Origin of the sequence: Roseococcus suduntuyensis (assembly GCF_014196305.1) — a bacterium.
In the GTDB taxonomy this organism is placed as follows: Bacteria; Pseudomonadota; Alphaproteobacteria; order Acetobacterales; family Acetobacteraceae; genus Roseococcus; species Roseococcus suduntuyensis.
Window position 1 is genome coordinate 68,473 of the sequence record NZ_JACIDJ010000009.1, and the last position, 24,988, is coordinate 93,460.

A 24,988-nucleotide genomic window follows, 5' to 3' on the forward strand; every position below is an offset into this window, starting at 1 on the left:
GCCAACATGCCCCTTCGTTCCGTGATCCTGGGGTGCGGCGGCTGCCTGCCCGCGCAAGTGCTGGACAATGCGGCCCTGGCCGCGCGCCACGGCCTCGACACCAGCGATGAATGGATTCGCGAGCGCAGCGGCATCACCCGCCGCCACATCGCGGGGCCGGGTGAGACCTGCACCAGCCTCGGCGCCGAGGCGGCGCGGCGGGCACTGGCCCAGGCCGGCGCCACCGCGGCCGAGGTGGACATGATCGTGGTGGCCACAGCCACCCCCGACAACGCCTTCCCCTCCACCGCCGCGCATATCCAGCGCGAGCTGGGCATGGAGGGCGGCTTCGCCTTCGACGTCTCGGCCGCCTGCACCGGCTTCATCTACGCGCTCTCCATCGCCGATGCGATGCTGCGCGCGGGCCAGGCGCGCACCGCGCTGGTCATCGGCGCCGAGGTCTATTCGCGCATCATGGACTGGACGGACCGCGGCACCTGCGTGCTGTTCGGCGATGGCGCGGGCGCGGTGTTCCTCCGTGCCGAAGACCGCGCGGACGAACGCGGCATCCTCTCCACCCACCTGCACGCCGATGGGCGGCACGCCGACATCCTCTATGTGGAAGGCACCGGCGGGCCGCTGCGGATGGCGGGGCGCGAGGTGTTCAAGCACGCCGTCACCAAGCTCGCCGCCGTGGTGGAGGAGGCGCTGGCCGCCAATGGCCTGACCCGCGCCGAGGTGGATTGGCTGGTGCCGCACCAGGCCAATATCCGCATCATCGAGGCGATGGGCCGCAAGCTCGGCCTGCCGCCGGAGCGCGTGGTGGTGACCGTTGACCGCCACGCCAACACCTCCGCCGCCTCGGTGCCGCTGGCGCTGGCCGAGGCCGTGGAGGAGGGTCGCATCCGCCCCGGCGACATGGTGCTGCTGGAAGCCATCGGCGGCGGGCTGACCTGGGGCGCGGCGCTGGTCCGCTTCTGACGCCCTTGCGTAAATTTGCGGGGCGTGACCAACGCTGCGTTATTGCGAAACGGATTGACGCGCCCGCCCAGTCCTGGCTTTGTTTCAAGGACAGGCACTTGTGGGTGGGGCACCATGGAAACCTTGACGCGGGCCGGGCTGGCGGAAGCCATCTATGCCGAGGTGGGTCTGTCGCGGCATGAATCCGCCGACCTGCTGGAAGCTGTGCTGGAGCGCATTTCCGGCACGCTGGAGGCGGGCGAGACGGTGAAGATCTCGGGCTTCGGCACCTTCCTGCTGCGCGAGAAGGGCCAGCGCATCGGCCGCAACCCCAAGACCGGGGTGGAGGTGCCCATCCTGCCCCGCCGCGTGCTGACCTTCCGGCCAAGCCAGGTGCTCAAGGCGCGCATCAACGGTACGCCCATCCCGCGCGAGACCGCCCGAACATGAGCGACCTGGCCGAACCCGATTCCCGTGCGCGGCCCCGCAAATCCGCGCAGGCTTTCCGCACCATCAGCGAGGCCTCGGAACAGCTGAGCGTACCGCAGCATGTGCTGCGCTTCTGGGAAACGAAATTCCCCCAGCTCAAGCCGCTCAAGCGGGGTGGTGGCCGGCGCTACTATCGGCCGGAGGACCTGGCGCTGCTGCGCCGCATCTCAGGCCTGCTCTATACCGAGGGCTACACGATCAAGGGCGTGCAGCGCCTGCTGGCCGAGGGAGAGCCTGAAGCCCCGTCGGCGCCCGAGGTGCCCGGCGTGGTGGAGGCGCTGGAAGAGTTGGAGGCCCTCGCCGCGCGGCTGCGGGCCATGGCGGGGCGCGGGTAGCGCCTGATCCGCCGCCCGCCTACTCCGCGCCGCCCTCTTCTGAAATCCGCCCCCGGCCTTCGCCCCGCGCCATCGGGAAGGCGGCGATGCTGCGCTCCGCGAGACCGGGCAGGATGTCCAGGATCTGGCGCCAGGCGGGCTGGTCGGCCCGGCGGCAGGCCTCTTCCAGCTCCCGTGCCGCGTCGCGCAGGGCGATGGCGCCGAAGGTGGCGGCCGAGGCCTTGAGGCTGTGCGCCTCATCCTCCACCCGGGCCGGGTCGGTCAGCCCGTGCATGCGGCGCACGCGGTCCTTGGTTTCGGCGGCGAAGACGCTGATGAGGCGGGGCAGGCGGCCCGGCCCCACGGCGGCGCGCAATTCCTCCAGCGTCTCGCGGTCCAGCAGCGGGGCCTGGATCTGCGGCCCGGGCTCGGCCGTGGCCGGCACGGGGCGGCGGGGGCGGCTTGCGATGACGCGCTCCACCGCCCGCAGCAATTCCAGCCGGTCCAGTGGCTTGGGCAGGTGGCCATCCATGCCGACTTCCAGGCAGCGCTCGGCATCGTCGGGCATCACGCTGGCGGTCATGGCGATGATGGGCACGCGGCCGCGCGCACCACGGATGGCGCGGATGGCGCGGGTGGCGGCATAGCCATCCATCAGCGGCATGCGCAGATCCATCAGGATCAGGTCGTAGTCGCCGGATTCGGCGCAGGCGGCGGCCTCGGCCCCGTCGCGCGCCAGCTCCACCGTGTAGCCGGCCTTGCGCAGGATCGCGACGGCGACGAGCTGGTTGGCCTTGCCATCCTCGGCCAGCAGGATGCGGCCATGGGCGAGGCTGGGCGGCGTGGCCACCTCGCGCCGGGGGGCGAGGCGGCTGGGCGGTGCGCCCGAGGCCGGCACGGGCGGCAGGGGCAGGTCGAAGAAGAAGGTGCTGCCCCGGCCGGGCGTGCTGTCCACCGCGATCTGCCCGCCCATCAGCGAGACGAGGCGCTGGCAGATGGCAAGCCCGAGGCCCGATCCCGGCTGGTCGCCCCCCGCACCAACCTGGGTGAAGCGGGTGAACAGCTTCTGGCGCAGCTTGGGCGGGATGCCGATGCCGGTATCGGTCACGGCGAAGCCCACATGGCCCTCGGGCAGGGCGGCCAAGCGCAGCTCGACGCTGCCGCGATGGGTGAACTTCACCGCATTGTCGGCCAGGTTCATCAGCACCTGGCGGATGCGCATGGCATCGCCGACCAGCTGCGCGGGCAGCAGGTGGTCGAGGCTGGCCGACAGCTCGATGCCCTTTTCGGCCGCCGCGGGCGCCAGCAGGTCCAGCACATCCTTCACGATGTCGGCCAGGCTGAAGGGGGCGGGGTGGATGTCGAGCTTGCCGGCCTCGATGCGCGACAGGTCCAGAAGTTCGTTCACGGTCTGCAGCAGGGTGGCGCCGCAGCGGCGCGCCGTCTCGGCATAGGCGCGCTGCTCGGCGTCCAGCGGCGTGTCCAGCAGCAGGGAGAGCGTGCCCATCACGCCATGCAGCGGCGTGCGGACCTCGTGGCTGGTGAAGGCCAGGAAGTCGCTCTTTTCCTGGTTGGCGCGTTCGGCGGCGCGGCGGGCCTTCTGGGCCTCCTTCTCGGCGCGCTTGCGCGCGGTGACGTCGTGCTGGATGCCCACGAAGGCCAGCAGCGTGCCGGCCGCGTCGAAGACGGGGGAGAGGCGCAGCTCATTGGTGAAGCGGCGGCCGTCGCGGCGGTGGTTGGTGAACTCCACCGTGACGGGCTTGCGGTCCGCGATGGCGCGGCGCAACGCCCGCACGGCCGTGACCTCGGTGGACTTGCCCTGGAGGAAGCGGCAGTTGCGGCCCAGCACCTCCTCGGCCGAGTAGCCGGTGATCTGCGCGAAGGCCGGGTTCATGAAGACGATGGGGCAGTCGTGCAAGGAGGGGTCGGCGAGCGTGATGCCCGTGGGCGCGGCCGCGATGGCGAGCGCCAGCACGCCATCCAGCCCCGCGGCCGAGATGGCGTTGCCACTGCCGTCCAGATAGGCGTTGCCGCCCGCATCGCGGCGGATCTCCGGCGGGGCCGGAGGCCGCGCGGGCGCGCTACTCGTCGTAGGTGAGGAGGGTTTCGACGGGGACATCGAGGCGCCTCCTTCCGCCAAGGAAGGTGAGCTCCAGCATGGCGGCCGCCGCGGGCACCTCGGCGCCGGCCTGGCGCAGCAGGGCCACGCCCGCCGCCATGGTGCCGCCGGTGGCCAGCAGGTCATCGAGCAGGACCACGCGCTGCCCGGGGGCGATGGCGTCGGCCTGCATCTCGATCCGGTCGGTGCCGTATTCCAGCGCGTAGTCGAGGCCGATCGTCGCGCCCGGCAGCTTGCGCGGCTTGCGGAGCATGATGAAGCCGAGGCCGAGTTCCAGCGCCAGCGGGGCGGCCAGCAGGAAGCCGCGGCTCTCGATGCCGGCCAGCACCTGGGGGCGGTGCGGGGTGATGCGCTCCGCCATGGCCGCCATGGCGGCCTTCCAGGCTTGCGCATTCCTGAGCAAGGTCGAGATGTCGTAGAAGAGGATTCCGGGTTTGGGAAAATCCGGGATGCCACGGATGTGGCGCTTGAGTTCGCTCTCTGTCACGGCTTTCTTCGGTGCTCGGCGGGCGGTCCGCGACGGACCGCGCAGAAATGCGCCTCCGGCAAGACTACGCCGCCCCGCCAGTAATTCGCAAGCTCGCCCGCAGTTTTATGGCAATGGTTCCGCAGGAGATCAGGTCAACATCATGTCACGCATCTCTCTCGCCATCCTGATCGGCATCGTCGGATTTGTTTTGTATATTTTGGCAGTGGTTGCGCTGGGCGATCATGTGGTGCTGGCGCACTGGGCCGTTCAGACAGTTTATTACGTTGTAGCAGGGATTATCTGGGTCTGGCCGGCCAAGTGGCTGATGATCTGGGGCGCCGGCGGCAGGCGTGCGGAGTAGGCCCGCCGCCTCCTTAGACTGGGATGTGTTGACGTGGCATGACCGAAAGCGCTGAAGCCCGCTCTCGATCATGGCGGGAGAGGCTGCGTGACAGCAGCGTGCTTCAGCCCGCCAATTCGCGCGAGCGCGCGGTGGCGGCGGCGATGGCCTCGCGCATCAGCTCGGGCAGGGCGCCCTCGCGCATCAGCACCGCCAGCGCGCGTTCCGTCGTGCCCTTGGGGCTGGTGACGGCGCGGCGAAGCGCCGCGGCATCCTGGTCGCTCGCGCCCAGCAGCGCGCCGGAGCCCGCGACCGTGGCGCGCGCCATGCGCCGGGCGAGGTCGGGCGGCAGGCCCTGGTCGAGGGCGGCCGCTTCCATCACCTCGGCCAGCAGGAAGACATAGGCCGGCCCGCCGCCCGAGACGGCGGTGACGGCGTCGATCATGCCCTCATCCTCCACCCAGGCGGCCTCGCCGATGGCGGCGAGCAGCCGGTCGCAGAGGTCGCGCTGGGCGGCGTCCACACCAGGCCCCGCGAAGCCCACGGTGAAGCCCTGGCGCACGGCGGCCGGGGTGTTGGGCATGGCGCGCACCACCCGGGCCTCGGGACCGAGCAGGGCGGAGAGCCCCGCCACCGTCTTCCCCGCCATGATGGAGAGGAACACCGTCTCCGGCCGGGCAAAGGGCGCGAGTGCCGGGATGGCGACCGGCGCCTCCTGCGGCTTGGTGGCCAGGATGACGGCGGCGGGCTGGAAACCCGCGGGAATTTCGGCGGTGGTGGCGACATGCCGCACCCGGCCGGCGAAAGCGGCCATGGCGGGCGCATGCGGTTCGACCACCACCGTCTCGGGCGGGAGCCCCTGTTCGAGCCAGCCCGACAGCATGGCCCCGCCCATCTTGCCGCAACCGAGAAGCAGCAGGGGGGGAAGCGCCATGGTCACATCTCCAGCATCTTGCGCAGCAGGGACACGTCCTCGGCGAAGGTCGGGTCTTCCTGCATCAGTTCCGTGATCTTGTTCACCGCGTGCAGCACCGTGGTGTGGTCGCGGTTGCCGAAGCGCTTGCCGATCTCCGGCAGGGAGCGCGAGGTGAGCTGCTTCGCCAGGTACATCGCCACCTGGCGCGGCCGGGCCACGGCGCGGGAGCGGCGGGCGGAGGCCATCTCGGTGAGGCGGATGTTGTAGTGCTCGGCCACCTTGCGCTGGATGTCGTCAATGGACAGGCGCTTGTCATGCGCGCGCAGAATGTCCGACAGCACCTCGGGCACGCTTTCCAGCGTGATGGGCCGGCCGAACAGCCGCGCATGGGCGACGATGCGGTTCAAGGCGCCTTCCAGGTCCCGCACGTTCGAGGCGATCTTGCGCGCCAGCAGTTCCAGCACGCGTGCCGGCACCTCCACCCCCGCATGGGCGGCCTTGGCCTGGAGGATGGACAGGCGGAGTTCATAGGTGGTGGCGTGCAGGTCGGCCACGATGCCGCCCGACAGGCGCGTCCGCAGCCGGTCCTCGATGCCCGAGAGGTCATTCGGCGCCTTGTCGGCCGAGATGATGATCTGCTTGCCGGCGTCGATCAGCGCGTTGAAGGTGTGGAAGAACTCTTCCTGCGTGTTGTCCTTGCCGATCAGGAACTGCAGGTCATCCACCATCAATACATGAACCGAGCGCAGCTGCGTCTTGAACTCCATGATGTTCTGCGTCCGCAGCGCATTGATGAAGCGGTACATGAACTTCTCGGCGGACATGTAGGCGATCTGCAGTTCCGCCTCGCGCTCGCGCAGGGACCACGCGATCGAGTGCATCAGGTGCGTCTTGCCCAGACCGACCCCGCCATAGAGAAACAGCGGGTTGAACCCCGCCTGGGCCGGGCGCTCGGAGACGCGGCGGGCGCAGGCATGGGCGAATTCATTGGGCTTGCCGACGACGAAGCTGTCGAAGGTGAAGCGCGGGTCGAGCGGCACCAGCCAGTCATTCTTGCCGCCCTCGGCGGCGGCGGCAGGGGCGGCGGGCGCGGGGCTCAGGCTCTCGGCGAGGCCGGGCGGCGAGGCGGGCATGGCCACGGCCTCCTGCACCAGCTCGGGCGCCTCGGCGGCCACGCGCAGCTCCACGCGGCGCACGCCGCCCATCTCGGCCTGGCACAGCACGCGCAGGCGGTCGCCGTAATGGTCGCGCACCCAGTCACGCAGGAAGCGGGTGGGAAGGGTGATGTGCGCCACATCGCCCTCCAGGCCCGAGAGGGTGAGCTGGCGCAGCCAGGTCCGATACTCCACATCGCCCACCTCCTGGCGGAGGCGGCTGCGAACCTTGGCCCAGGCCGTGGCGGCCTTCCCGGCATTCGGGGGGAGTTCGCCGGCTTCGTGATTCATTCCCGACCTCTGCCTCTCCACCGCGGAGACGTTTCCGCACAACCTTCCGGGAGGCGAATCCCGGACAACCAATTGCAAGTTTTCCGGGGCCCGGGGCCGGAGGTGCCCGCCCGCCTTTCACCTTGCGTGCAACAGTAACTGAGTCCCGCTCAAGAAGTGAACGTCACTTCGCAGGACTCTGAAACAGAGCGACACATGTGGCAAAGAAACACCACTGTCACGAAGGCATACGGACGCAGTAATGCGGACCGAAGGGGAAATCCCCTTCAGCCGCACAACAGGCGGGTATTTTGAGGGCTGGCCTCAGGCCGCGGCGCTGAGCGCCTTGATCCGGGCCGACAGCCGCGAGAGCTTGCGGGCCACGGTGTTCTGATGGAGCACGCCCTTGGTCACGGCGCGCTGCATCTCAGGCTGGGCCTCGCGGAACGCGGCCTCGGCCTTGGGCTTGTCCGCGGTGGCGATGGCCAGTTCCAGCTTGCGCAGGAAGGTACGCACGCGCGAACGGCGCATACGGTTGCGCTCGGTGCGCTTCGCGGTCTGACGGATGCGCTTGCGCGCGGAAGCGTTGTTGGCCATGGGCGGGCGGGCTATCGCTCTGTGTCAAGTGAAAAGGATGGAGCAGCGAAGGCGAGGCCACCGCTGCGCGAGGCACGGTCTTACGCCGACCCCCCCCGCAACGTCAACCCGGGAGCGGCCGGCGGTCCGCACTCATCGGTTGCGGAAGCTGGGGGGGCGCTTCTCGGCGAAGGCCGCCATGCCCTCCTTCTGGTCCTCGGTCGCGAAGAGGGAATAGAAGATCTTGCGCTCGAAGCGCACGCCCTCGGCCAGCGTCGTCTCGAAGGCGCGGTTCACGCTTTCCTTGGCGATGGCGACGGAGGGGCCCGACAGGCTCGCGATCTTGGCGGCCACCTTGCGCGCCTCGTCCAGCAGCTGGTCCGCCGGCACCACGCGGGCCACCAGGCCGCAGCGCTCGGCCTCCTCGGCGTCCATCATCCGGGCGGTCAGCACCAGGTCCATGGCCTTGGCTTTGCCCACGGCGCGCGTGAGGCGCTGGGTGCCGCCGGCGCCGGGGATGATGCCGAGGTTGATCTCGGGCTGGCCGAACTTCGCCGTGTCGGCCGCGATGATCATGTCGCACATCATGGCCAGTTCGCAGCCGCCGCCCAGCGCGAAGCCCGCCACCGCCGCGATGACGGGCTTCTTGATGGTGGGCACCACCTCCCAGTTCGCGGTGATGAAGTCCTCGAAATAGACCTGCGGGTAGGTGCGGGCCTGCATCTCCTTGATGTCGGCGCCGGCGGCGAAGGCGCGCTCGCTGCCCGTGATGATGATGGCGGCGATGGCTGGGTCCGCGTCGTAGGCGCGCAGCGCCTCGCCCAGTTCGCGCATCAGCTGGTCGCACAGCGCGTTCAGCGCCTTCGGGCGGTTGAGGCGGATGAGGGCGGTCGCGCCCTCCGTCTCGGTCAGGATCATTTCATACGCCATGTGGGCCATCCTCAACGCTGGTGTTTGGGGCAGTAGAAGGTGGATCGGCCGGACTGCACAAGCCGCGTGATCCCTGGGCAGCGGGGGGCGCCGGGGCAGTCGCGGCAGGGCTGGCCCTCGCGGTCATAGACGTCGAAACGGTCCTGGAAGCGGCCCACCTCGCCATCCGCGCGCACATAGTCGCGCAGGCTGGAGCCGCCCGCCGCGATGGCCTCGCGCAGCACGGCCTGGATCGCGCCATGCAGCCGCGCGGCCCGCGCGCCGGGGATGGTGGCCGAAAGCCGCCGGGGCGAGATGCCGGCACGGAACAGCGCCTCGCACACATAGATGTTGCCCAGCCCCGCCACCGTCTTCTGGTCCAGCAGCGCGGCCTTGATGGGGGTGAAGCGGCCCTCCAGCGCCTTCTCCAGCGCGGCGACGGTGAAGCCTTCCTCCAGCGGCTCCGGCCCCAGGCCCGCCAGCAGCTTGTGGCTGTCCTCCGTCTCGCGCGGCACCAGGTCCAGGCTGCCGAAGCGCCGGGGGTCCACGAAGCCCACGCGCCAGCCGCCCTCGGTCTCCATCACCAGATGCTCATGGGCTTCTGGCGGTGCGTTGTGGCCGCGCGCGTCCGACGCGGCACCCTGCGGGCCCGTCCGGGGCACGAAGGGCGCGTCGCGGTGCCGCGCCACCATCCGGCCCGACATGCCGAGGTGGATCAGCACGCTCTCGCGCCCCTCCAGCCGCATCAGCATGTATTTGCCGCGGCGGCGGAACCCCTCCACCCGCGCGCCCGCCAGCGTGGCGGCGAGGTGCGCGGGCAGGGGCCAGCGCAGATCGGGACGGCGCAGCTCCGCCATGCGGATCACCTGGCCTTCCAGAACGGCGGCAAGTCCGCGCATGACGGTCTCGACTTCGGGCAATTCGGGAATGGCGGGCCTCCTTCGCGCGGCTTCCCCTCATGGTGCAGTTCGGCCCCGCGCGCTATATCCCCGGCATGACCGACACGCCCACCGTCGATTTCGGCTTCAAGACCGTCCCGGCCGAGGAAAAGGCCACGCTGGTGCGGGAGGTCTTCGACAGCGTCGCCCCCCGCTATGACGTGATGAACGACCTGATGTCGCTCGGCGTGCACCGCGTCTGGAAGCGCATCTTCATCAACGCCATCCAGCCGCGGCCGAACGAGACGCTGCTCGACCTCGCGGGCGGCACCGGGGATATCAGCTTCCTGGCGCTGAAGGCCGGCGCGGGCCGCGTCATCTGCTCGGACATCAACGCCGAGATGCTGCAGGTGGGCCAGGGGCGCGCGCTAGAGCGTGGCTTCGCCCGCGGCCTCTCCTTCCTCTGCACCGATGCCGAGCACCTGCCCCTGCCGGACCGCAGCGTGGAGAAGGTCAGCATGGCCTTCGGCCTGCGCAACTGCACCGACAAGGACGCGGTGCTGCGGGAGGTGCGGCGCGTGCTGCGGCCGGGCGGGCGCTTCCACTGCCTGGAGTTTTCCAAGCTGGAAATCGCGGCCCTCGCCCCGCTCTACGATGCCTGGTCCTTCAAGGCCCTGCCCGCCATCGGCGGCCGCATCGCCAAGGACAGCGAGAGCTATCGCTATCTGGCCGAGAGCATCCGCACCTTCCCCGACCAGGCCACGCTGGCCAAGAAGATGGAGGCGGCGGGGCTGGAGCGCGTGGCGCACCGCAACCTTTCCGGCGGCATCGTCGCCATCCACACGGGCTGGAGGCTCTGAGGGCATGCCGTTTTCCGAGATGCAGAAGCGCATCGACGCGAGCTTCGCGCAGCAGGGCCTGATGCGCGTGATCGAGGCGCGCATCAGCGAGGTCGCGCCCGGCCGCTGCACCATCGAGGCGCCCTTCCGCAAGACGCTGACCCAGCAGCATGGCTTCCTGCATGCGGGCGTGCTGACCACGCTGGCCGACAATGCCTGCGGCTATGCCACCCTCTCCCTGCTGCCGCCGGGGCAGGAGGTGCTGACGGCCGAACTCAAGGTGAACTTCCTCCGCCCCGCGCGGGGCCTCATGGCCATCGCGCGCGCCGAGGTGCTCAAGCCCGGCCGCACGCTGACGGTGGCGCGCGCGGAGGTGTGGATGCGGGCCGAGGATGGCTCGGAGGTTCTCTGCGCGGCCATGCAGGCGACACTGGTGCCCTCGGCGATTATTTGATCCCCGCGAAATCGCTGCGCGCTTTCGCGGGGGCCCCGGTTTCATCCCCAACAAGTCGCCTGCGGTGCCTTGCCGGGGGCCCCGAATCGGGCCTTGTCCTGGCAGGTTGTGCGCCGGCCACGGCAAAGCCGCGGCCGGTTTCACCGCGGGCCATCTGTCCAGGCGCGCTGGTTCTGGGAGGTTTCGTTGATCACGGGCAAGGCCAGGCTGGCGGGGGTGGCGGGGTGGCCCGTTTCGCATTCGCGCTCACCCCGCATGCACAATCACTGGATTGCGGCGCATGGGCTGGATGCCGCCTATGTCCCGCTCGCCATCCCGCCCGAGCACTTCGCCGAATGCGTCCGCGCGCTGGCCGCCTGCGGGTTTCGCGGCATGAACGTCACCATCCCGCACAAGGAAGCCGCCTTCGCCCTGTGTGACGAGGTGACGCCCCGCGCCCGCCGCGCCGGCGCCGTGAACACGCTGGTCTTCACGGAAGGCCGCATCACGGGCGATTGCACCGATGGCTTTGGCTTCCTCGCCTCGCTGGGGGGCCATGACGCCGCCTCGGGCCCGGCCGTGGTGCTGGGCGCGGGCGGGGCGGCGCGGGCCATCGCGGCCGCGCTGCTCGACGCCGGGGCGCCGCGCGTCACGCTGGTGAACCGCTCCCGCGCACGGGCCGAGGCTTTGGCGGCAGCATTGGGTGGCCCGGTGGACGTGGCCGAACGCCCGCCGCTGGAGGACGCCGCCCTGCTGGTGAACGCGACCAGCCTCGGCATGGCCGGCCAGCCGCCGTTGGAGCTGGACCTCGCCCCGCTGCCGCCCCACGCCCTGGTGGCCGACATCGTCTATGTGCCGCTGGAAACCCCCTTGCTCGCCGCCGCCCGCGCGCGCGGCCTGCGTGCCGTGGGTGGCCTCGGCATGCTGCTGCACCAGGCGCGGCCAGGCTTCGAGGCCTGGTTCGGCGTGCTGCCCGAGGTGGACCAGGCGCTGTTCGACATGCTGGCGGCGGATATCCCCCCCCCGATGAAGGCCCATACATGAAAATCTGGGGCCTCACCGGCAGCATCGGCATGGGCAAATCCACCGCCGCTGCCGCCTTCCGCCGCCTGCGCGTGCCGGTCTTCGACGCCGATGCCGCCGTGCATGCGCTGCAAGGCCCGCGCGGCCGCGCCGTGCGCCCCATCGAGGCCGAATTCCCCGGCACCACCGGCCCGGCCGGCGTGAACCGCGAGGCGCTTCGCCGCGCCGTGCTCGGCAACCCCGCCGCGCTGACCCGGCTGGAGCGCATCGTCCACCCGCTGGTGCGCGACGAGCAGCGCCGCTTCCTGGCCCGCGCCCGCGCGCGGGGGGCGTCGCTGGTGGTGCTGGACATCCCGCTGCTGTTCGAGACGCGGCGGGATCTGCGAGAGTTCGACGCCATCCTGGTCGTTTCCGCCCCCGCCCGCGTGCAGCGCGCCCGCGTGCTGGCGCGCGGCGGGATGACGCCGGAAAGGCTCGACGCCATCCTCGCCCGCCAGATGCCCGACGCCCAGAAGCGTGCCCGCGCCACCCATGTCATCCGCACCGGCCTGTCGCGCCACCATGCCCAGGCCGCGGTGCGGCGCCTCGTGAAGGATGCGCGATGAGGGAGATCATCCTCGACACCGAGACCACCGGCTTCGAGCCCAGCGAGGGCCACCGCGTCATCGAGGTGGCGGCCATCGAGGTGGTGAACCTGCTGCCCACGGGCCGCTTCTACCACGCCATCATCGACCCGCAGCGCGACGTGCCGCCCGAGGCCTCGCGCATCCATGGCTTCACCCGCGCGGACCTGGAGGGCAAGCCGCTCTTCGCCGCGCAGATGGACGCCATGCTGGCCTTCCTGGGCGACAGCCCCATCGTCGCCCACAACGCGCCCTTCGACTTCAAGCACCTGGACGCCGAGCTGGTGCGCGCCGGCCGCCCGCCGCTCGACGCCACGCGGATGGTGGACAGCCTGGCGCTGGCCCGCGAGCGCTTCCCCGGCGCCCCCAACAGCCTGGACGCGCTGTGCCGCCGCTTCGAAATTGATCTCAGCGAGCGCACCACCCACAACGCGCTGCTGGACGTGCGGCTCCTGTCCCAGGTCTATCTGGAACTGCGCGGCGGGCGGCAACTTGGCCTGACGCTTGGCGCGGCACCCTTCGCGTCGGCCGCGCTGGTGCAGGCCACCGAGGCGGCGGCCCCGCGCACGCCCCGCCCCATGCGGGTGCCGGAGGAGCGCGCGGCGGCGCATGCGGCCTTCCTGGACAAGCTCAAGGACCCTCTCTGGAATCGCCTCTGAAGCCTTTGCCTTCGAAGGGGGGCATCGTGGCGTGGCCCTCGGCCGCCACGCCGCGGCCGCGCAGCAGCACAGCCGCGCAGCGCAGGATGATGACGGCATCGCCCCAGGCCGTGACGCGGGCGGCATAGCGCGCATCCCATTCCAGCCTTTCCTCCCAGGGCACGGCATTGCGGCCCATGGATTGCGCCAGGCCGCACAGACCCGGGCGCACGCGAAGCCGTTCCGCCTGGCGGGGGGTGTAGCGGGGGGTATAGGCGGGGGGCAGGGGGCGCGGGCCCACCAGGCTCATCTCGCCGCGCAGCACGTTCACCAGCTGAGGCAGCTCGTCCAGCGCCGTGGCGCGCAGGGCGCGGCCGAGCGGCGTCAGGCGCTCGGCATCACTGCCGGGGCCATCGCGCATGCTGCGGAACTTCCACAGGGTGAAGGGCATGCCGCCCCGCCCCGCGCGCTCCTGCCGGAACAGCACGGGCCGGCCCAGCCGCCACCAGACCAGCAGGGCCACCCCCGCCAGGACCGGCGACAGCAACAACAGCAGCAGCGCCGCCCCCGCCACATCGAGCAGCCGCTTGCCGCCCGCGCTATACATGGCGGGGCAGGGCGTGGCGCGCCCGCGCCTCCACCCCCAGCGAGAGGGCGAGGCCCAGGGTGAACCACACCATCCGGTTGCCCAGATCGGTCGAGACCATGGCCGAAAGCGCCACCGGCAACCCTATGGCGAAGACTTCCGCTGCCCGCACCGGCGCCACCCGCAAGGCCAGCCGCAGCGCCACGCCGGTAGCGCCGAGGAAGGTGAGGCCCCAGAGCAGCAGCCCGACGGCGCCGCCCTCGACGAGCGCCTCCAGCGCGTGGTTGTGCGGGTGCAGCCCGCGATCGAGCCCCACCCCGATGGCCGGCGGGAAGCCGCCGGGACCCAGCCCAGCCCAGCCGCCCAGCCGCCAGGCCTCGGTCCAGAGCTGCCCGCGGGCGCTGTCCAGCGCGGGGCCGGGCCGCAGCAGCCGTTCCAGCGTGGCCAGCTGGTCGGAGAGCGCCGGCAGCACCCAGAGCGCGGCCAGCCCCGTGCCCCCCGCCACGCCTACCGCCCCCAGCCAGAGCGCCGCGGCGCCGAGCCGCCCCTGCAACAGGAACAGCAGCGCCGGCCCCGCCGCCACGGAGACGAGCAAGGCCAGGAAGGCGGCCCGCCCCCCCGGCAGCAGCGCCAGCGCGCCCAGCAGCAGCAGCACCAGCCCCCAGCCGATCCGTGCCCGGCCCGTCGCCTGGGTGACGCGCAGCGCCACCAGCCCGCCCGCGCAGGCCAGTGCCAGCCCCACGATCTGATAGGCGACGCGCAGCCGCGTGGGGTCGCGCCCCACCTCGCCGCCCAGCACCAGGCTGCCGCGCCAGAGCCCCAGCGCCACCGACAGCCCCACCACCAGCCCGATCCCGATGGTCGCCGCCATGAAGCCCGCCCGCGCGCGCGCATCGGCGCCCAGCAGCATTCCGGCCGCCAGCATCAGCGGCCCCAGCAGCAGGATGTCGCGCAGGCGTTCGGTGGCGCTGGCGGGCCAGGGGCTCCAGGCCGAGGCCACCACCCACCACAGCCAGAGCAGCCCGCAGCCCAGCAAGGGCGGGCCAAGCCAGGGCGAGAGCGCCACCTCGCGCGCCGCCAGCAGCAGCACCAGCCCCGCCACCGTCGCGGCCAGGCCCAGCACGGTCAGGTCAATGGGCAGCTGTGCCAGCGGTTCCACCGCCTTCAGCGCGCCGGCGAAGTGCATCACCGCCCCCGCCAGCCCCGCGAAGAGGGCGAGGCCCGCGCTCATCCCGCGCGGTCGGCGCGGCCGCGCGTCAGCACGGGTTCGCGCCGCAGGACGGGGCCGGGTGGCCAGGTGGCGAGGTTGGGCGCGGGGCGTGGGGCCGGCCCGCGCAGCAGCAGCAGCGCCGTGGCCCCCAGCAACCCGGCCAGCGTGACGCCCACCGCCAGCAGCGCCAGCAGCAGCGGCCGGTTGGGCACGGAGGGCCGCAGCGCGGCGGCGGCCGGTGAGACGAGGCGCGCCGCCGCCGCCTCATCCGCCGCCACCACCAGCGCCGCGCGCTGCTGCTGCGCCAGCAGTTCGTGCAGGGTGTTGCGGAGGAACAGGTCCTGCTCGGTGCGCAGCCGCGCCTCCAGCGCCAGGATGCGGCGCGAGGCGAGTTCGGCCAGCGTCTCGCGCACCCGCGCCTCGGCCGCGGCATGGATGCGCTCCAGCATCGCCAAGGCGAGCGCGCGGTCGCGGTGGACGAGGTCGAGTGTCCAGGTCACGGAGGTAAGCGAGGCGGTGGCCGCCAGGTTGCGCTCCAGATAGGCCTGCACGTCATCCACATCCGCCTCGATCCTGAAGCCGAGCCATTCCCGCACCGGCCCCAGCGGCGGCGCGGCGCGGCGTTCGGTGAGCGCGGCGAGGATGGGGGTGTCGCGCGCCACGGCCTGCGCCGTCTCGGGCGTGCGGAGTGCCGCGAGATAGACGGCGAAATTGCCGCCCGGCCGCTGGTCGAGCAGGGAGGGCTGGAGGAACGGCGCCGGCGTCAGCAGGGCGGAGGTGGCGATTCCGGTGGTCTCGGCCGGGGCCACGACCAGCCGCGCCACATGGCTTCGCGGCCAGAGCCAGACGAGTGTCGCCAGCAGGACATAGCTGATCGCGCCCAGGAGGAGTAACCGCCTGCGCCAACGCCAAAGCCCCCGGAGCACATCATCCAGGCCCACAATACCCCGTCCAGGCCGGGTGGCCCGACCAACCTGGGGTGAAATAACTCCATTCGCTAAGGTAAATGCAACCGAAAGCTTCAGGGCAGGGTGATGCGGGTCTCGATCCGGGCGGGGCCGGGGCCCAGCACCACCTCCAGCACCGGGGCGGGCGAGGCCTGGCCATAGGCGAGGCTCTCCTCGCCCATCACCAGGCGGTGGCGGAGCGGCTGGTCGGCCGTGACCTCGATGCGCGCCAGGGGGCTGGCCACGCCCGCCTCTGTTGCCTGCCACTCGCCGGGGGCGAGGCGCCAGCGCAGCACGGCCTCCCGGTGGGGGCCCGCGATGGCGTCGCGCACCGTCCAGACCCGGCCCTCGGCCGTGACCTCGCGCGCATGGCGGCGGCCGCGATGGTCGCGCATCCAGCCGCCATCGGGCAGCGGCCCGGTGCGGGGCCAGCGGGCGAAGAGGAAGGTGCCGACGCGCGGCATCTGGTCCTCGCCGTCGAAGCCGATGGTGTTGTGGGCGGCCGTGCCCTGGAAGGTGGCGGCGCGGGCGGGGTCGGCCGGGTTGTAGGCGAAGCTGCCGCCATCGCGCAGCAGGTTCACCGGCCCGTCCCAGAGGTCGAGGTGCAGCAGGTCCGCATGGCCCGGGCGAAAGCGCAGCGGGCCGGTGCGGAGGATGGCGCGCGCCCCCGCCTCGCTGCGGCCGAGGAAGCCCTGGCTTCGCCACTGTGCCTCCCGGAACAGGGGCGATTCGGGGCGGGGCAGGCCCAGCGCCGCGCAGCCGGGGTCATCGGGGAAGCCTGCCGTGGCGTCGCAGAACATGCGGGCCGCGCGTTCCACGCTGCCGCGCGCGTCATCGGGCCCGCAGCCCGAGAGGTCGGCCACGCAGCTTCCATCCTGGTGGCCGATGCGGGGCAGGGCGCCCGTCTGCCGGCAGGTGAGGCGATCCAGCCAGTCGGTCGCGGCCCCCAGCCGGCCGCGCGCCTCGGGCGAGAGCGGCGGGCCGCCCATGCGCATCCGCAGCCATTCGGTGATGGCGGCCACGTCCAGCATCATGCGGTGATAGGCGGGGCTCGCCTGGGCGAAGCTGCCATCGGGGTGGACGAGGCGCGCCACCGAGGCCTCGAAGCGCCGCGCCCCGCGCGCGGCCATGGTGGCGTCACCGAGGCTGAGGCCGCACAGCATCAGCCCCGCGGCCTCGCTGATCGGGTGGTTATTGTCCTGCGCCAGGGCATAGGCGGGGTTGGCCGCGATGCGCCGGGCAAGTGCCGTCACCACCTCGGCCGGTGCCGCCACGCGGCCGATCTGCGCGGCCAGCAGCAGGTGCAGCGCCCGCAGCGCCGCCTCCTGCCCGCACAGCCAGAGGGGGCCGCGAAAAGGCGGATGGGCCAGCAGCCAGGCGCGGGCCTCCTCCATGGCGTGCGCGCCCTCGCCGGCCAGCGCCAGGGCGGGCAGCCCGGCCCAGCGGTGCGCCTCCCACAGGGGCCGCAAATCCTCCTCGCCCAGGGTGTCGGTGTGGGTGAGGCCGGGCAGGGCACGCCGCAGCCGACGTCGCGCCCATGGCCCCCGGCCCAGCAGCGCCAGCGCGACGGGCCTGAGGCCCAGCTGCCGCGCGGCGCTCAATCTCAGGAACCAGAGGGATTGCGACATGGGCCGGCGAAAGGCGCGCGCGAAGGTTGCATCAGGTATCAATTTCCATGCAAGAATTGCCCTTAACAGGAAAGAAAGTGTTGTCGTGTCACCCTTCAGGTTCACCGTTTTTGGGACATGGCTTCTTCTTAACCTGATATGGGGGGTTTCGGCACCTGTCATCGCGCAATCCGCGCTGGTGGGCCCGCCCAGCCTGCCCCCGAACTTGTCCGCGCCGCTGCCGCAGACCTTGCCGGGCGGCGCGCCCATACCTGGCCTGCCGCCGGCCGCGCAGCAGGAGATTTTGCAACGCCTGCTCGATGCCGGGGCCGGGCGGAGCATGGGGGGCGCACCGCCGCCGCAGGGCTTGGCCCCCGCCATGCCGCGCGGCACCGCGCCGCCCGCCACCCTGCCGCCCGCCACCCTGGCGCCCGCCTGGACCCAGGCACCCGCCCCCGTCGCACCCGTCCAGGCGGAGACGCCCTTCTCGCCCGTCGAGCAGTTCTTCGCCGGCCGCCTGACCACGCCGCTGCGGCAATTCGGCTATGACAGCTTCGCCGCCGGCCCGCCCGGCACGCCCGGCTTCGGCGCCACTCCGGATGACTACGTCATCGGCCGCGACGACGAGGTCATCATCGCCTTCCGTGGCCGCGCCCGCAGCACCCTGAACCTGCGCGTGACGCGCGAGGGCATGCTGATCCTGCCCGACCTCCTGCCCATTGTCGCCGCGGGCCGCACCCTGCGGGATCTGCGGGGTGAACTGGAATCCCGCGCCCAGCGCGAACTCCAGGGCAGCGAGGTCTTTGTCACCCTCGGCCAGATGCGCCAGGTGACGGTCTTCGTGGGGGGAGAGGTGGGGCGGCCGGGTGTGGTCACGCTCTCGCCGCTCGGCAATGTGCTGGATGCGCTGGTGGCGGCGGGCGGCGTGCGGCCCACCGGCACGCTGCGCAACATCCGCGTGGAGGGGGGCCAAGGGCGGCGCCGGGTGGACCTCTACCCCGTCATCGCGGGCGAGGGCGAGCCGCCCGATCTCTCGCTGCGCGAGGGCGAGCGCATCCTGGTGCCCCCCATCGGCGGCGTGGTGGCGCTCGGCGGCGAGGTGGCGCGCCCTGCCATCTATGAACTGCCGGCAGGTGCGGCCAGCGCGCCGCTGGGCGAGATGCTGCGCTTCGCCGGTGACGCGCTGCGCCCCGCCGGTAACCGCTATCTGCTGGAAACCACCGACCCCGAGGGCCGCCGCGCCTTCCGCGAGATCGGGCTGGCCAGCCCCCTGCGCCGCGGCGATGCGCTGCTGGTGCAGCCGGGTTCGGACGTGCAGTCGCAGCAACTGCGCCTCTCGGGCCATGTGGTGCAGCCCACCACGCGCGCGCTGGGCGGGCGGGGGGCCACTTTGCGCGGGCTGCTGACGGATTCGCGCATGGTCCGACCCGACCCCTATGCGCGCATGGGCGTGATTCAGCGGGTGGACCCGCGCACGCGCGGCCGGCGCTTCCAGCCCTTCGACCTCGCCGCCGTGCTGCAAGGCCGGGCCAACCTGCCGCTGGCGGAGGGCGACGAGGTGATCATCATCTCGATGGCCGACATCGCCTGGCTGGCCAGCCCTTCCGTGCAGCGGGCGCTGCGGGGCGAGGTGGGCGGCGCCGTCCCCGCCCCCGGCCTGCCGGTGGCGCTGCCCCAGCCGCGCGGGGGCTCGGGCTTCGCCAGCCCGCCTGTGCCGGAGCCGCAACCCGGGCTCGAATGCCCGGCGCTGACGCAGCTGGCCGTCGCCGCGCGCTCCTCGCCGCAGCGCTTCGCCCACGCGCGGGTGGCGGGCTTCCCGGACATCGGCGCCACGCCCTGTCCGCAGCTCTTCCTCGACCACCCGGCGCTGCTGCCCTTCCTGCTGGACCAATCCGTGCTGCTCTCGGGCGAGGCGGGGCTGCCCGGCCTCTATCCGGTCATGGACAACACCGGGCTCGACGCGCTGCTCGCGGTTGCGGGGAATGTGACGGACACGGCCGACCTCTCCTCGGTGGAACTGGCGCGGGAGCCGGCGGACCAGACCAGCGCCATCCCGCTCAGTCGTCAGGTGCTGGATTTGCGGAGCCGCAACTTCGCGGCCGTGCGCCTTTCGCCGCGCGATGGCATCCGCATCCCGCGCGGCTTCGGCGACCGTGACAGCGGGCCGGTGACGCTGATGGGCGAATTCCTGCGCCCCGGCGTCTATGAAATCCGGCGTGGGGAGCGGCTGTCGGAGGTGATTGCCCGGGCCGGCGGCCTCACGCCCCAGGCCTACCCCTACGGCGCCGTCTTCACGCGGGAGAGCGTGCGCAACCGCCAGCAGGAGGGTTTCCAGCGCACGGCGCGCGAGATGGAGCAGGGGCTTCTGCAAATGGCCGCCGGCCAGGCCGTGATCGGCGGCGGGCGGGGCGGGGGTGGCACAGATGTCTCGGGCGCCATCGCCGCCGGGCGCGAGATGGCCGCCGCCCTGCGCGAAGCCCGCGCCGCCGGGCGCATGGTGGTGGAGGCCAACCCGGTGGTGCTGGCCGGGCGTCCAGACCTGGACGTGCTGCTGGAACCCGGCGACCTGATCATGATGCCCAAGCGCCCCAATGAGGTGACGGTGGTGGGCGCGGTGCAGAACCCGGGCTCGCTGCAATTCACCTCGGGCTGGCGCGCCACGCGCTATGTCGAGGCGGCGGGCGGGCTGCAACGCTTCGCCGACCAGGGCCGCGCCTTCCTCGTGCTACCCAATGGGCAGGCGGTGCCGGCGGGGTTGGGCGCCTGGCAGCAGGGCGGGCCGCCCGTGCCGCCGGGCAGCCTGGTGATCGTGCCCAACGACCCCTCGCCCTTCGAGCGCTGGGGCTTTCTCCGAGACATCACCCAGCTCGCGAGCCAAGTGGCGATTTCGGCGGCCGCGCTGGCTGTCATCTCCCGAGGGAGATGACGGCCAGCGCTGTCTTTCGTGCCCTCAGGCGCCGGGCGCGCGCTCCGCGCGCTGGGCTGCGCGCCGTTTCGGGTTTGCCGGCCGGCGGGGCGGTCTGGGCGCGCCGGCCGCTGTGCGGCCGGTGGGTTTGGGGGGCGATTCTGGTTCTGGGGCTGATTTCGCCGCCTGCTTGGGCGCAGGACGGCTTCCAGCCCACCGGCTCCAATTTCGGCCGCGTGGGCTTGCTGGAAATGCCCAATGCGCGCTTCCGCCCCGACGGCACCATCGAGACGGGCATCGCCATCCGTCGCCAGCGCTCCTTCTGGACCGTGAACTTCCAGGCGCTGCCCTACCTGGAAACCACCTTCCGCCTGACCGAGCGCCTGAATGCCACCGCCGGCCGCGGCACCAGCAATGACCGCGCCTTCGACCTGAAGCTGCGCCTCTGGGAAGAGGATGAATGGATGCCGGCGCTGGCCATCGGCCTGCAGGACCTGATCGGCACCGGCATCTACCAGGGCGAGTACATCGTGGCCTCCAAGCGCTTCTGGGGGCTGGACGCGACGGTGGGGCTGGGCTGGGGGCGGCTCGCCACCGGCGCGGATTTCGAGAACCCGCTGGGCCGGGTGGACCGCCGCTTTCTCACCCGCCCGCGCGGGGTGGGGGCGGGTGGCACGGTTTCCACCAATTCCTTCTTCCGGGGCGGGCGTGTGGGGGTCTTCGCGGGGCTGGAATATTCCATCCCGCCCATCACAACCCCCTGGGGCGAGATGGAGGGGCTGCGCGCCAAGATCGAATACTCCGCCGACTCCCTGCGCGACGAGCGCGGCGGCTTCCCGGGGCCGCGCCGCAACGCGCGGGGCGATGCGGCCTCGCGCATCAATGCCGGGCTGCAATGGCAACCCAACCGGCATTTGGACCTCGGCGTGTCATTCCTGCACGGCTCGGACCTGCTGGTGCGCGCCTCGCTGCGCCTGCACCCCGAGGACGCGCCCGACCTGCCCCGCCGCCCCCCGCCGCCCATGCTGGCGCGGCCGGAGCCGGTGGCGGAGAGCATCGCGCCCCCCGTCGCCGTGCCACCCGGCATCCCCGCCGTGCGCCTCATGGCCGCGCTGGCGGGCGGCGTGGGCGGTGGCGCGCGCGGGGGCCTCACGGGCGGCAGCCCGCGCAACGCGGCGGTGGCCGCGCGCCTCTTTCCCGCCCTGCGTGCCGCGGGATTTACACCGCTCGCGCTGGACCTCGACGGCGCCGAGGCGCGCATCCATGTCGCGGGCGGCCCCTTCCGCACCCTCGCGCAATCCACCGCCCGCGTGGTGCGCGCCGCCCAGCCGCATCTGCCCCCCGAGGTCGAGCGCGTGCGCTTGGTGTTCGAGCATGAGGGCGCCGTCACCGCCCGCCTGGTCACGTTGCGCGCGGGGTTCGAGGCGCTGGGCCGGCACCAGGGCAGCGCGGAGGAAATCTACGCCCTCACCACCCTGCTGCCCGCCGCCGCTGAGCACCGCGCGGGCGAGGCACGCGCCGCCACGCCGCGCTTCAGCTGGGGCATCGAGCCGCGCCTGAACCTCCAGGTGGGCGACCCGCAGACCTCGGTGCGCTGGCAGGCGGGCATCGCGGCGGGCGGGCGGATCGGGCTCGGCTGGAACATGGGCCTGGCCGGCGCGGTCGAGCAGCGCATCGCGGGCAATCTGGGCGGCGGGCTGCCGAGCGATTCCGTGCTGCCCCGCGTTCGCAGCGACTTCGCGCGCTATGCCAGGGCAGGGTCCACCACCATCCCGGCGCTCTATCTGGAGCGGCTGTGGAACCCGGCGCCGGATGTCTTCGCGCGCGTCACAGGCGGATATCTCGAACCCATGTTCGCCGGCATCTCGGCCGAAATCCTCTGGCGCCCGCAGGACCGCAACTGGGCGGTGGGCGTGGAGGTCGCGCATGTGGCGCAGCGCGGCTACCGGCAGCTCTTCGACACGCTTGGCTACAACGTGACCACAGGCCATGTGTCGCTCTACGCGGATCTGCCCTGGCACAACCTCTATGGCGTGCTGCGGGCGGGGCGCTACTTGGCGGGCGACTGGGGCGGGACCATCGAGCTCGGACGGCGCTTCGACAGCGGCATCGAGGTGGGCGGCTTCGCCACCATCACCAATGTGCGCTTCCGTGACTTCGGTGAGGGCAGCTTCGACAAGGGCATCTATGTGCGCGTGCCCTTCGACTTCCTGGGGCTGGAAACCCGCTCCCGCGCCAACCTCAACATCCGTCCCGTGCAGCGCGATGGCGGGCAGCGCCTGTCGGTGGACAATGGGCTGTGGGGGGTGACGCGCGACGGGCGGGCGGCGGCGTTGCGGGCGGGCTATGTGGGGTTCGGGCGATGAGCCTGTGGCGCGAGCTCGTGTCGGCCTTGGCGAGGGTGCTGCCCCCGGTGCTGGGCGGTGCGGTCCTGTTGCTGCTGCTGATCTTCCTGCTGGGGCGATGGTCGGGCGGGCCCTTCCTGCTCGGTGCCGCGCTGTCCCTGCCGCTGGCGGCGCTGCTGGCGTGGATGCTGGTCGAGGCCTGGCGCAGCGGCATCATGCCCGGCCGGCCCCATCACACACGGCGCGCCGCGCAGCCGGCGCTCTTCGCCCTGCTGTTCGCCGTGCAGGCGTTGAGCATGATGGGCCTCGCCTGGATCGGGGCGTGGTGCCTGTGGCGACTTGTGGCGCCGCCGTGACGTCAGTCCGGCGCCGCCGGTTCCAGCCGCTGCGCGATGGCGCGCGCCAGGTCGCGGAAGGCGCCGGCGCGGGGGCTGCGCGGCCGCCAGGCCAGCGCGAGGGTGCGGGCGGGCACCGCCTCGCCGGCCGCGTCCGCCACCAGGGGGCGCAGCACCAGCTCCGTGCCCGCCAGCACGCCGCCCTCGGCGGCAAGGCGCGGCAGCAGGGTGACCCCCAGCCCCCCCGCCACCATCTGCACCAGTGTGTGCAGCGAGGTGGCGGCGAAGCCCTCATGGGCGCTGAGGCCGCGTGGCAGGCCGCAGGCCTCCTGCGCCTGGGCGCGCAGGCAATGGCCATCCTCCAGCAGCAGCACCGTCTCGCCCGCCAGCGCGCAGAGGCGCACCTCAGGCTGCGAGGCCAGCCGGTGCCCGGGCGGCAGGGCCAGCAGGAAGGGGTCGTGGCCGATGGGCTCCACCTCCGCCGCCGCGCAGTCGCAGGGCAGGGCCAGCAGCAGCAGGTCGAGCTTGCCGGCGTCGAGCTGGGCCATCAGCCGCTCGGTCATGTCCTCGCGCAGGTAGAGCTTGAGGCGCGGGAAGGCGGCGCGCAGCGCGGGCATCAGCCGGGGCAGCAGGAAGGGGCCGATGGTCGGGATCACGCCCAGGCGCAGCGGCCCGGCCAGCGGGTCGCGCCCGGCCGAAGCACTTTCCGCCACCGCCTCAAGGGCCGCCAGCGCCACGCGGGCGCGCGCCACCACCTCCAGCCCCGTGGGCGTGAAGACGGGGCGCTTCGAGGTCCCGCGCTCGATCAGCGCGGCGTCGAGCTGCCTCTCCAGCGCCAGCAGCCCGGCCGAGAGGGTGGATTGCGTCACCGCGCAGGCCGCCGCCGCGCGCCCGAAATGCCCATGGTCGGCCAGCGCGGCCAGGTAGCGAAGCTGTTGCGGCGAAGGGAGGATCATCTCTCCCACCCATGATCCCGCGACGCAGCATCGGTCAAGCGCGGGCGTGGTGCGCAATTCGGTGGCCCGCGTCGCATCCGCCGTTCTAGGCTTTTCGCCACCACAAGGACGGTGCTGTGACACCCGTCCAGGGAGGAACGAGACATGGCGCAGCGCCCCCTGGCGGCGATGCCCCGCCGCATCCCCGCCGCGCCTGCCGCGCGGGGCAGGCTGGTCGTCACCGGCGACATCACCTGCCTGACCCGCGCGCGCCCCTTCGCGGCCAGGGGCAAGGCCACGCCGCTCTGGCTGCGCCTGCCGGCCGCGGGGGATGCGGCGTTCCCGCCGGCGCCACTCACCCTCACGCTGCACACGGAGGATGGCCCCTGGGAGGTGCCCCTGCGTCGCCTGCCGGTGGAATTCCTGCGCCGTCCCGACCAGCGCGCCGCCATGGGCGAGGCCGTGGCCCAGGGCCCGGCGGCGCTGTGGGAATTCTGCGCGCACCACCCGCCGACGCTGCACGCCATCCTGCACGGTTTCGCGGATGCGGCCTGGCCCCGATCCTCGCGCGCCGCGCCATTCTTCGGCGCCGAGGCCTACGCGCTGGAGCGCGACGGGCGCCAGCTCTGGTGCCGGCTGCACCTGCACCCCCTGCCCGGGGACGGGGAAGGGGAAGGGGAGGGGGAGGGAGAACGGCTGGACCCGCGCGCCCTGTTCGGCGCCTTGACCCCGGAGGCGCCCGCGCGCTGGCGGCTCTGCGTGCAGATCATGTCCGAGGCCGAGGCGCGTGAGGCCCCCTTCGACGCCTTCGACGCCACGCACCTCTGGCCCACGGTGCGCTGGCCGCTGATCGAGGTGGGAATCATCGCGCTGGAGGGGCGGCTGGACATCGCGCCACGCCTCGCCGCCCAGCCTGCCTTGCCCGGCATCGCGCTCGCCCCCCGCGCGCCACGGCGGCCCGGCGCGGGGGAGCCGCCCGCCGGCCCCTTCTACCGCGGCCTGGAGGGCGCCGAACGCGCAAGGCTGATGGACCGCCTGGCCACCGCCCTGCATGGCCTGCCGGAGGCGACCACGCGCCGGCTGCTGGACCTCTGCACCGCGGCGGATGCCGAACTGGGCGCGGGGCTGCTGCGCCGCCTGCGGCCGCGCCCCTTCCTGTGGGCGGCGGAGTAGCGCCTTTTACAACCCG

Annotated in this window: 25 protein-coding genes; 13 read left to right on the plus strand and 12 right to left on the minus strand. The window is 72.5% G+C overall.

Going from position 1 to position 24,988, the window contains the following annotated elements; genetic code table 11:
* Positions 1 to 6: 6 nt before the first annotated feature.
* The 3 genes from GGQ83_RS18750 to GGQ83_RS18760 all read left to right on the plus strand — a co-directional run bounded on the left by GGQ83_RS18750 (position 7) and on the right by GGQ83_RS18760 (position 1,763).
* Positions 7 to 960 carry a beta-ketoacyl-ACP synthase III gene (locus GGQ83_RS18750; protein ID WP_184386513.1) on the plus strand — a complete coding sequence of 318 codons (954 nt, stop codon included), beginning with the start codon at positions 7 to 9 and terminating at the stop codon, positions 958 to 960.
* Positions 961 to 1,074: 114 nt separating this feature from the next.
* The gene (locus GGQ83_RS18755; protein WP_184386514.1) at positions 1,075 to 1,389 is read left to right on the plus strand and encodes an integration host factor subunit alpha; all 315 of its coding nucleotides are present in this window, start codon (positions 1,075 to 1,077) and stop codon (positions 1,387 to 1,389) included.
* Positions 1,386 to 1,763: a MerR family transcriptional regulator gene (locus tag GGQ83_RS18760; protein ID WP_184386515.1), complete on the plus strand. Its 378-nt coding sequence runs from the start codon at positions 1,386 to 1,388 to the stop codon at positions 1,761 to 1,763. Before GGQ83_RS18755 ends, GGQ83_RS18760 begins: the two co-directional genes overlap by 4 nt.
* Positions 1,764 to 1,782: 19 nt before the next feature.
* On the opposite strand, the gene GGQ83_RS18765 is transcribed toward GGQ83_RS18760, so the two are convergent.
* Together GGQ83_RS18765 and GGQ83_RS18770 are read right to left on the minus strand one after the other, a co-directional pair.
* Positions 1,783 to 3,861, minus strand: a complete 2,079-nt coding sequence (locus GGQ83_RS18765; RefSeq protein WP_184386516.1) for an ATP-binding protein — start codon at positions 3,859 to 3,861, stop codon at positions 1,783 to 1,785.
* On the minus strand, positions 3,824 to 4,348 hold the full coding sequence (locus GGQ83_RS18770; RefSeq protein WP_184386517.1) for an adenine phosphoribosyltransferase: 525 nt from the start codon (positions 4,346 to 4,348) through the stop codon (positions 3,824 to 3,826). Before GGQ83_RS18770 ends, GGQ83_RS18765 begins: the two co-directional genes overlap by 38 nt.
* Before the next feature lie 142 nt (positions 4,349 to 4,490).
* On the opposite strand from GGQ83_RS18770, the gene GGQ83_RS18775 reads away from it, so the two are divergent.
* Entirely contained in the window at positions 4,491 to 4,691 is a 201-nt protein-coding gene (locus GGQ83_RS18775; RefSeq protein WP_184386518.1) for a DUF2842 domain-containing protein, read from the plus strand.
* 103 nt (positions 4,692 to 4,794) lie between these two features.
* Here GGQ83_RS18775 and proC read toward each other — a convergent pair whose 3' ends face one another.
* From proC to mutM, 5 genes are all read right to left on the minus strand, one after another.
* A complete protein-coding gene (proC, locus tag GGQ83_RS18780; RefSeq protein ID WP_184386519.1) occupies positions 4,795 to 5,604 on the minus strand; it encodes a pyrroline-5-carboxylate reductase in 810 nt (269 codons plus the stop codon).
* Between the two features lie 2 nt (positions 5,605 to 5,606).
* Positions 5,607 to 7,031, minus strand: coding sequence for a chromosomal replication initiator protein DnaA (gene dnaA / locus GGQ83_RS18785; protein ID WP_184386520.1), 1,425 nt, complete (start codon positions 7,029 to 7,031; stop codon positions 5,607 to 5,609).
* Positions 7,032 to 7,334: 303 nt separating this feature from the next.
* A complete protein-coding gene (gene rpsT / locus GGQ83_RS18790) occupies positions 7,335 to 7,607 on the minus strand; it encodes a 30S ribosomal protein S20 (RefSeq protein WP_184386521.1) in 273 nt (90 codons plus the stop codon).
* A gap of 132 nt (positions 7,608 to 7,739) precedes the next feature.
* Complete coding sequence (locus GGQ83_RS18795; RefSeq protein ID WP_184386522.1) at positions 7,740 to 8,516, minus strand: enoyl-CoA hydratase; 777 nt, start codon at positions 8,514 to 8,516, stop codon at positions 7,740 to 7,742.
* An 11-nt stretch (positions 8,517 to 8,527) separates the two neighbouring features.
* Positions 8,528 to 9,424 (minus strand): bifunctional DNA-formamidopyrimidine glycosylase/DNA-(apurinic or apyrimidinic site) lyase, encoded by an 897-nt coding sequence (mutM, locus tag GGQ83_RS18800; RefSeq protein WP_184386571.1) that lies wholly within the window; start codon positions 9,422 to 9,424, stop codon positions 8,528 to 8,530.
* A 29-nt stretch (positions 9,425 to 9,453) separates the two neighbouring features.
* On the opposite strand from mutM, the gene GGQ83_RS18805 reads away from it, so the two are divergent.
* From GGQ83_RS18805 to dnaQ, 5 genes are all read left to right on the plus strand, one after another.
* Positions 9,454 to 10,233, plus strand: coding sequence for a class I SAM-dependent methyltransferase (locus tag GGQ83_RS18805; protein ID WP_375781539.1), 780 nt, complete (start codon positions 9,454 to 9,456; stop codon positions 10,231 to 10,233).
* Positions 10,234 to 10,237: 4 nt separating this feature from the next.
* Complete coding sequence (locus tag GGQ83_RS18810; protein ID WP_184386523.1) at positions 10,238 to 10,666, plus strand: PaaI family thioesterase; 429 nt, start codon at positions 10,238 to 10,240, stop codon at positions 10,664 to 10,666.
* 186 nt (positions 10,667 to 10,852) lie between these two features.
* A complete protein-coding gene (locus GGQ83_RS18815; RefSeq protein ID WP_184386524.1) occupies positions 10,853 to 11,689 on the plus strand; it encodes a shikimate dehydrogenase in 837 nt (278 codons plus the stop codon).
* Positions 11,686 to 12,273: a dephospho-CoA kinase gene (coaE, locus tag GGQ83_RS18820; RefSeq protein WP_184386525.1), complete on the plus strand. Its 588-nt coding sequence runs from the start codon at positions 11,686 to 11,688 to the stop codon at positions 12,271 to 12,273. Before GGQ83_RS18815 ends, coaE begins: the two co-directional genes overlap by 4 nt.
* Positions 12,270 to 12,950 carry a DNA polymerase III subunit epsilon gene (gene dnaQ / locus GGQ83_RS18825; RefSeq protein ID WP_184386526.1) on the plus strand — a complete coding sequence of 227 codons (681 nt, stop codon included), beginning with the start codon at positions 12,270 to 12,272 and terminating at the stop codon, positions 12,948 to 12,950. The genes coaE and dnaQ overlap by 4 nt, the downstream gene beginning before the upstream one ends.
* Here the strand turns inward: dnaQ and GGQ83_RS18830 are convergent.
* The 4 genes from GGQ83_RS18830 to GGQ83_RS18845 all read right to left on the minus strand — a co-directional run bounded on the left by GGQ83_RS18830 (position 12,922) and on the right by GGQ83_RS18845 (position 17,300).
* Positions 12,922 to 13,536, minus strand: a complete 615-nt coding sequence (locus tag GGQ83_RS18830) for a sugar transferase (RefSeq protein WP_184386527.1) — start codon at positions 13,534 to 13,536, stop codon at positions 12,922 to 12,924. The two genes, dnaQ and GGQ83_RS18830, sit on opposite strands and share 29 nt — an antisense overlap.
* Positions 13,529 to 14,746, minus strand: coding sequence for an O-antigen ligase family protein (locus tag GGQ83_RS18835; protein ID WP_184386528.1), 1,218 nt, complete (start codon positions 14,744 to 14,746; stop codon positions 13,529 to 13,531). The genes GGQ83_RS18830 and GGQ83_RS18835 overlap by 8 nt, the downstream gene beginning before the upstream one ends.
* Entirely contained in the window at positions 14,743 to 15,666 is a 924-nt protein-coding gene (locus GGQ83_RS18840) for a hypothetical protein (protein WP_184386529.1), read from the minus strand. Before GGQ83_RS18840 ends, GGQ83_RS18835 begins: the two co-directional genes overlap by 4 nt.
* 80 nt (positions 15,667 to 15,746) lie before the next feature.
* Complete coding sequence (locus GGQ83_RS18845; RefSeq protein ID WP_184386530.1) at positions 15,747 to 17,300, minus strand: heparinase II/III domain-containing protein; 1,554 nt, start codon at positions 17,298 to 17,300, stop codon at positions 15,747 to 15,749.
* A 205-nt stretch (positions 17,301 to 17,505) separates the two neighbouring features.
* On the opposite strand from GGQ83_RS18845, the gene GGQ83_RS18850 reads away from it, so the two are divergent.
* The 3 genes from GGQ83_RS18850 to GGQ83_RS18860 all read left to right on the plus strand — a co-directional run bounded on the left by GGQ83_RS18850 (position 17,506) and on the right by GGQ83_RS18860 (position 22,885).
* Positions 17,506 to 20,205, plus strand: a complete 2,700-nt coding sequence (locus tag GGQ83_RS18850; RefSeq protein WP_242534766.1) for an SLBB domain-containing protein — start codon at positions 17,506 to 17,508, stop codon at positions 20,203 to 20,205.
* Positions 20,206 to 20,279: 74 nt separating this feature from the next.
* Positions 20,280 to 22,550: a YjbH domain-containing protein gene (locus tag GGQ83_RS18855; protein WP_375781540.1), complete on the plus strand. Its 2,271-nt coding sequence runs from the start codon at positions 20,280 to 20,282 to the stop codon at positions 22,548 to 22,550.
* A complete protein-coding gene (locus GGQ83_RS18860; RefSeq protein WP_184386533.1) occupies positions 22,547 to 22,885 on the plus strand; it encodes a hypothetical protein in 339 nt (112 codons plus the stop codon). Before GGQ83_RS18855 ends, GGQ83_RS18860 begins: the two co-directional genes overlap by 4 nt.
* Before the next feature lie 2 nt (positions 22,886 to 22,887).
* Here the strand turns inward: GGQ83_RS18860 and GGQ83_RS18865 are convergent, their stop codons facing one another.
* Entirely contained in the window at positions 22,888 to 23,820 is a 933-nt protein-coding gene (locus tag GGQ83_RS18865; RefSeq protein WP_184386534.1) for a hydrogen peroxide-inducible genes activator, read from the minus strand.
* 144 nt (positions 23,821 to 23,964) lie between these two features.
* Between GGQ83_RS18865 and GGQ83_RS18870 the strand changes: the two genes are divergently transcribed.
* Positions 23,965 to 24,972 (plus strand): catalase, encoded by a 1,008-nt coding sequence (locus GGQ83_RS18870; RefSeq protein ID WP_184386535.1) that lies wholly within the window; start codon positions 23,965 to 23,967, stop codon positions 24,970 to 24,972.
* Positions 24,973 to 24,988: the final 16 nt, after the last annotated feature.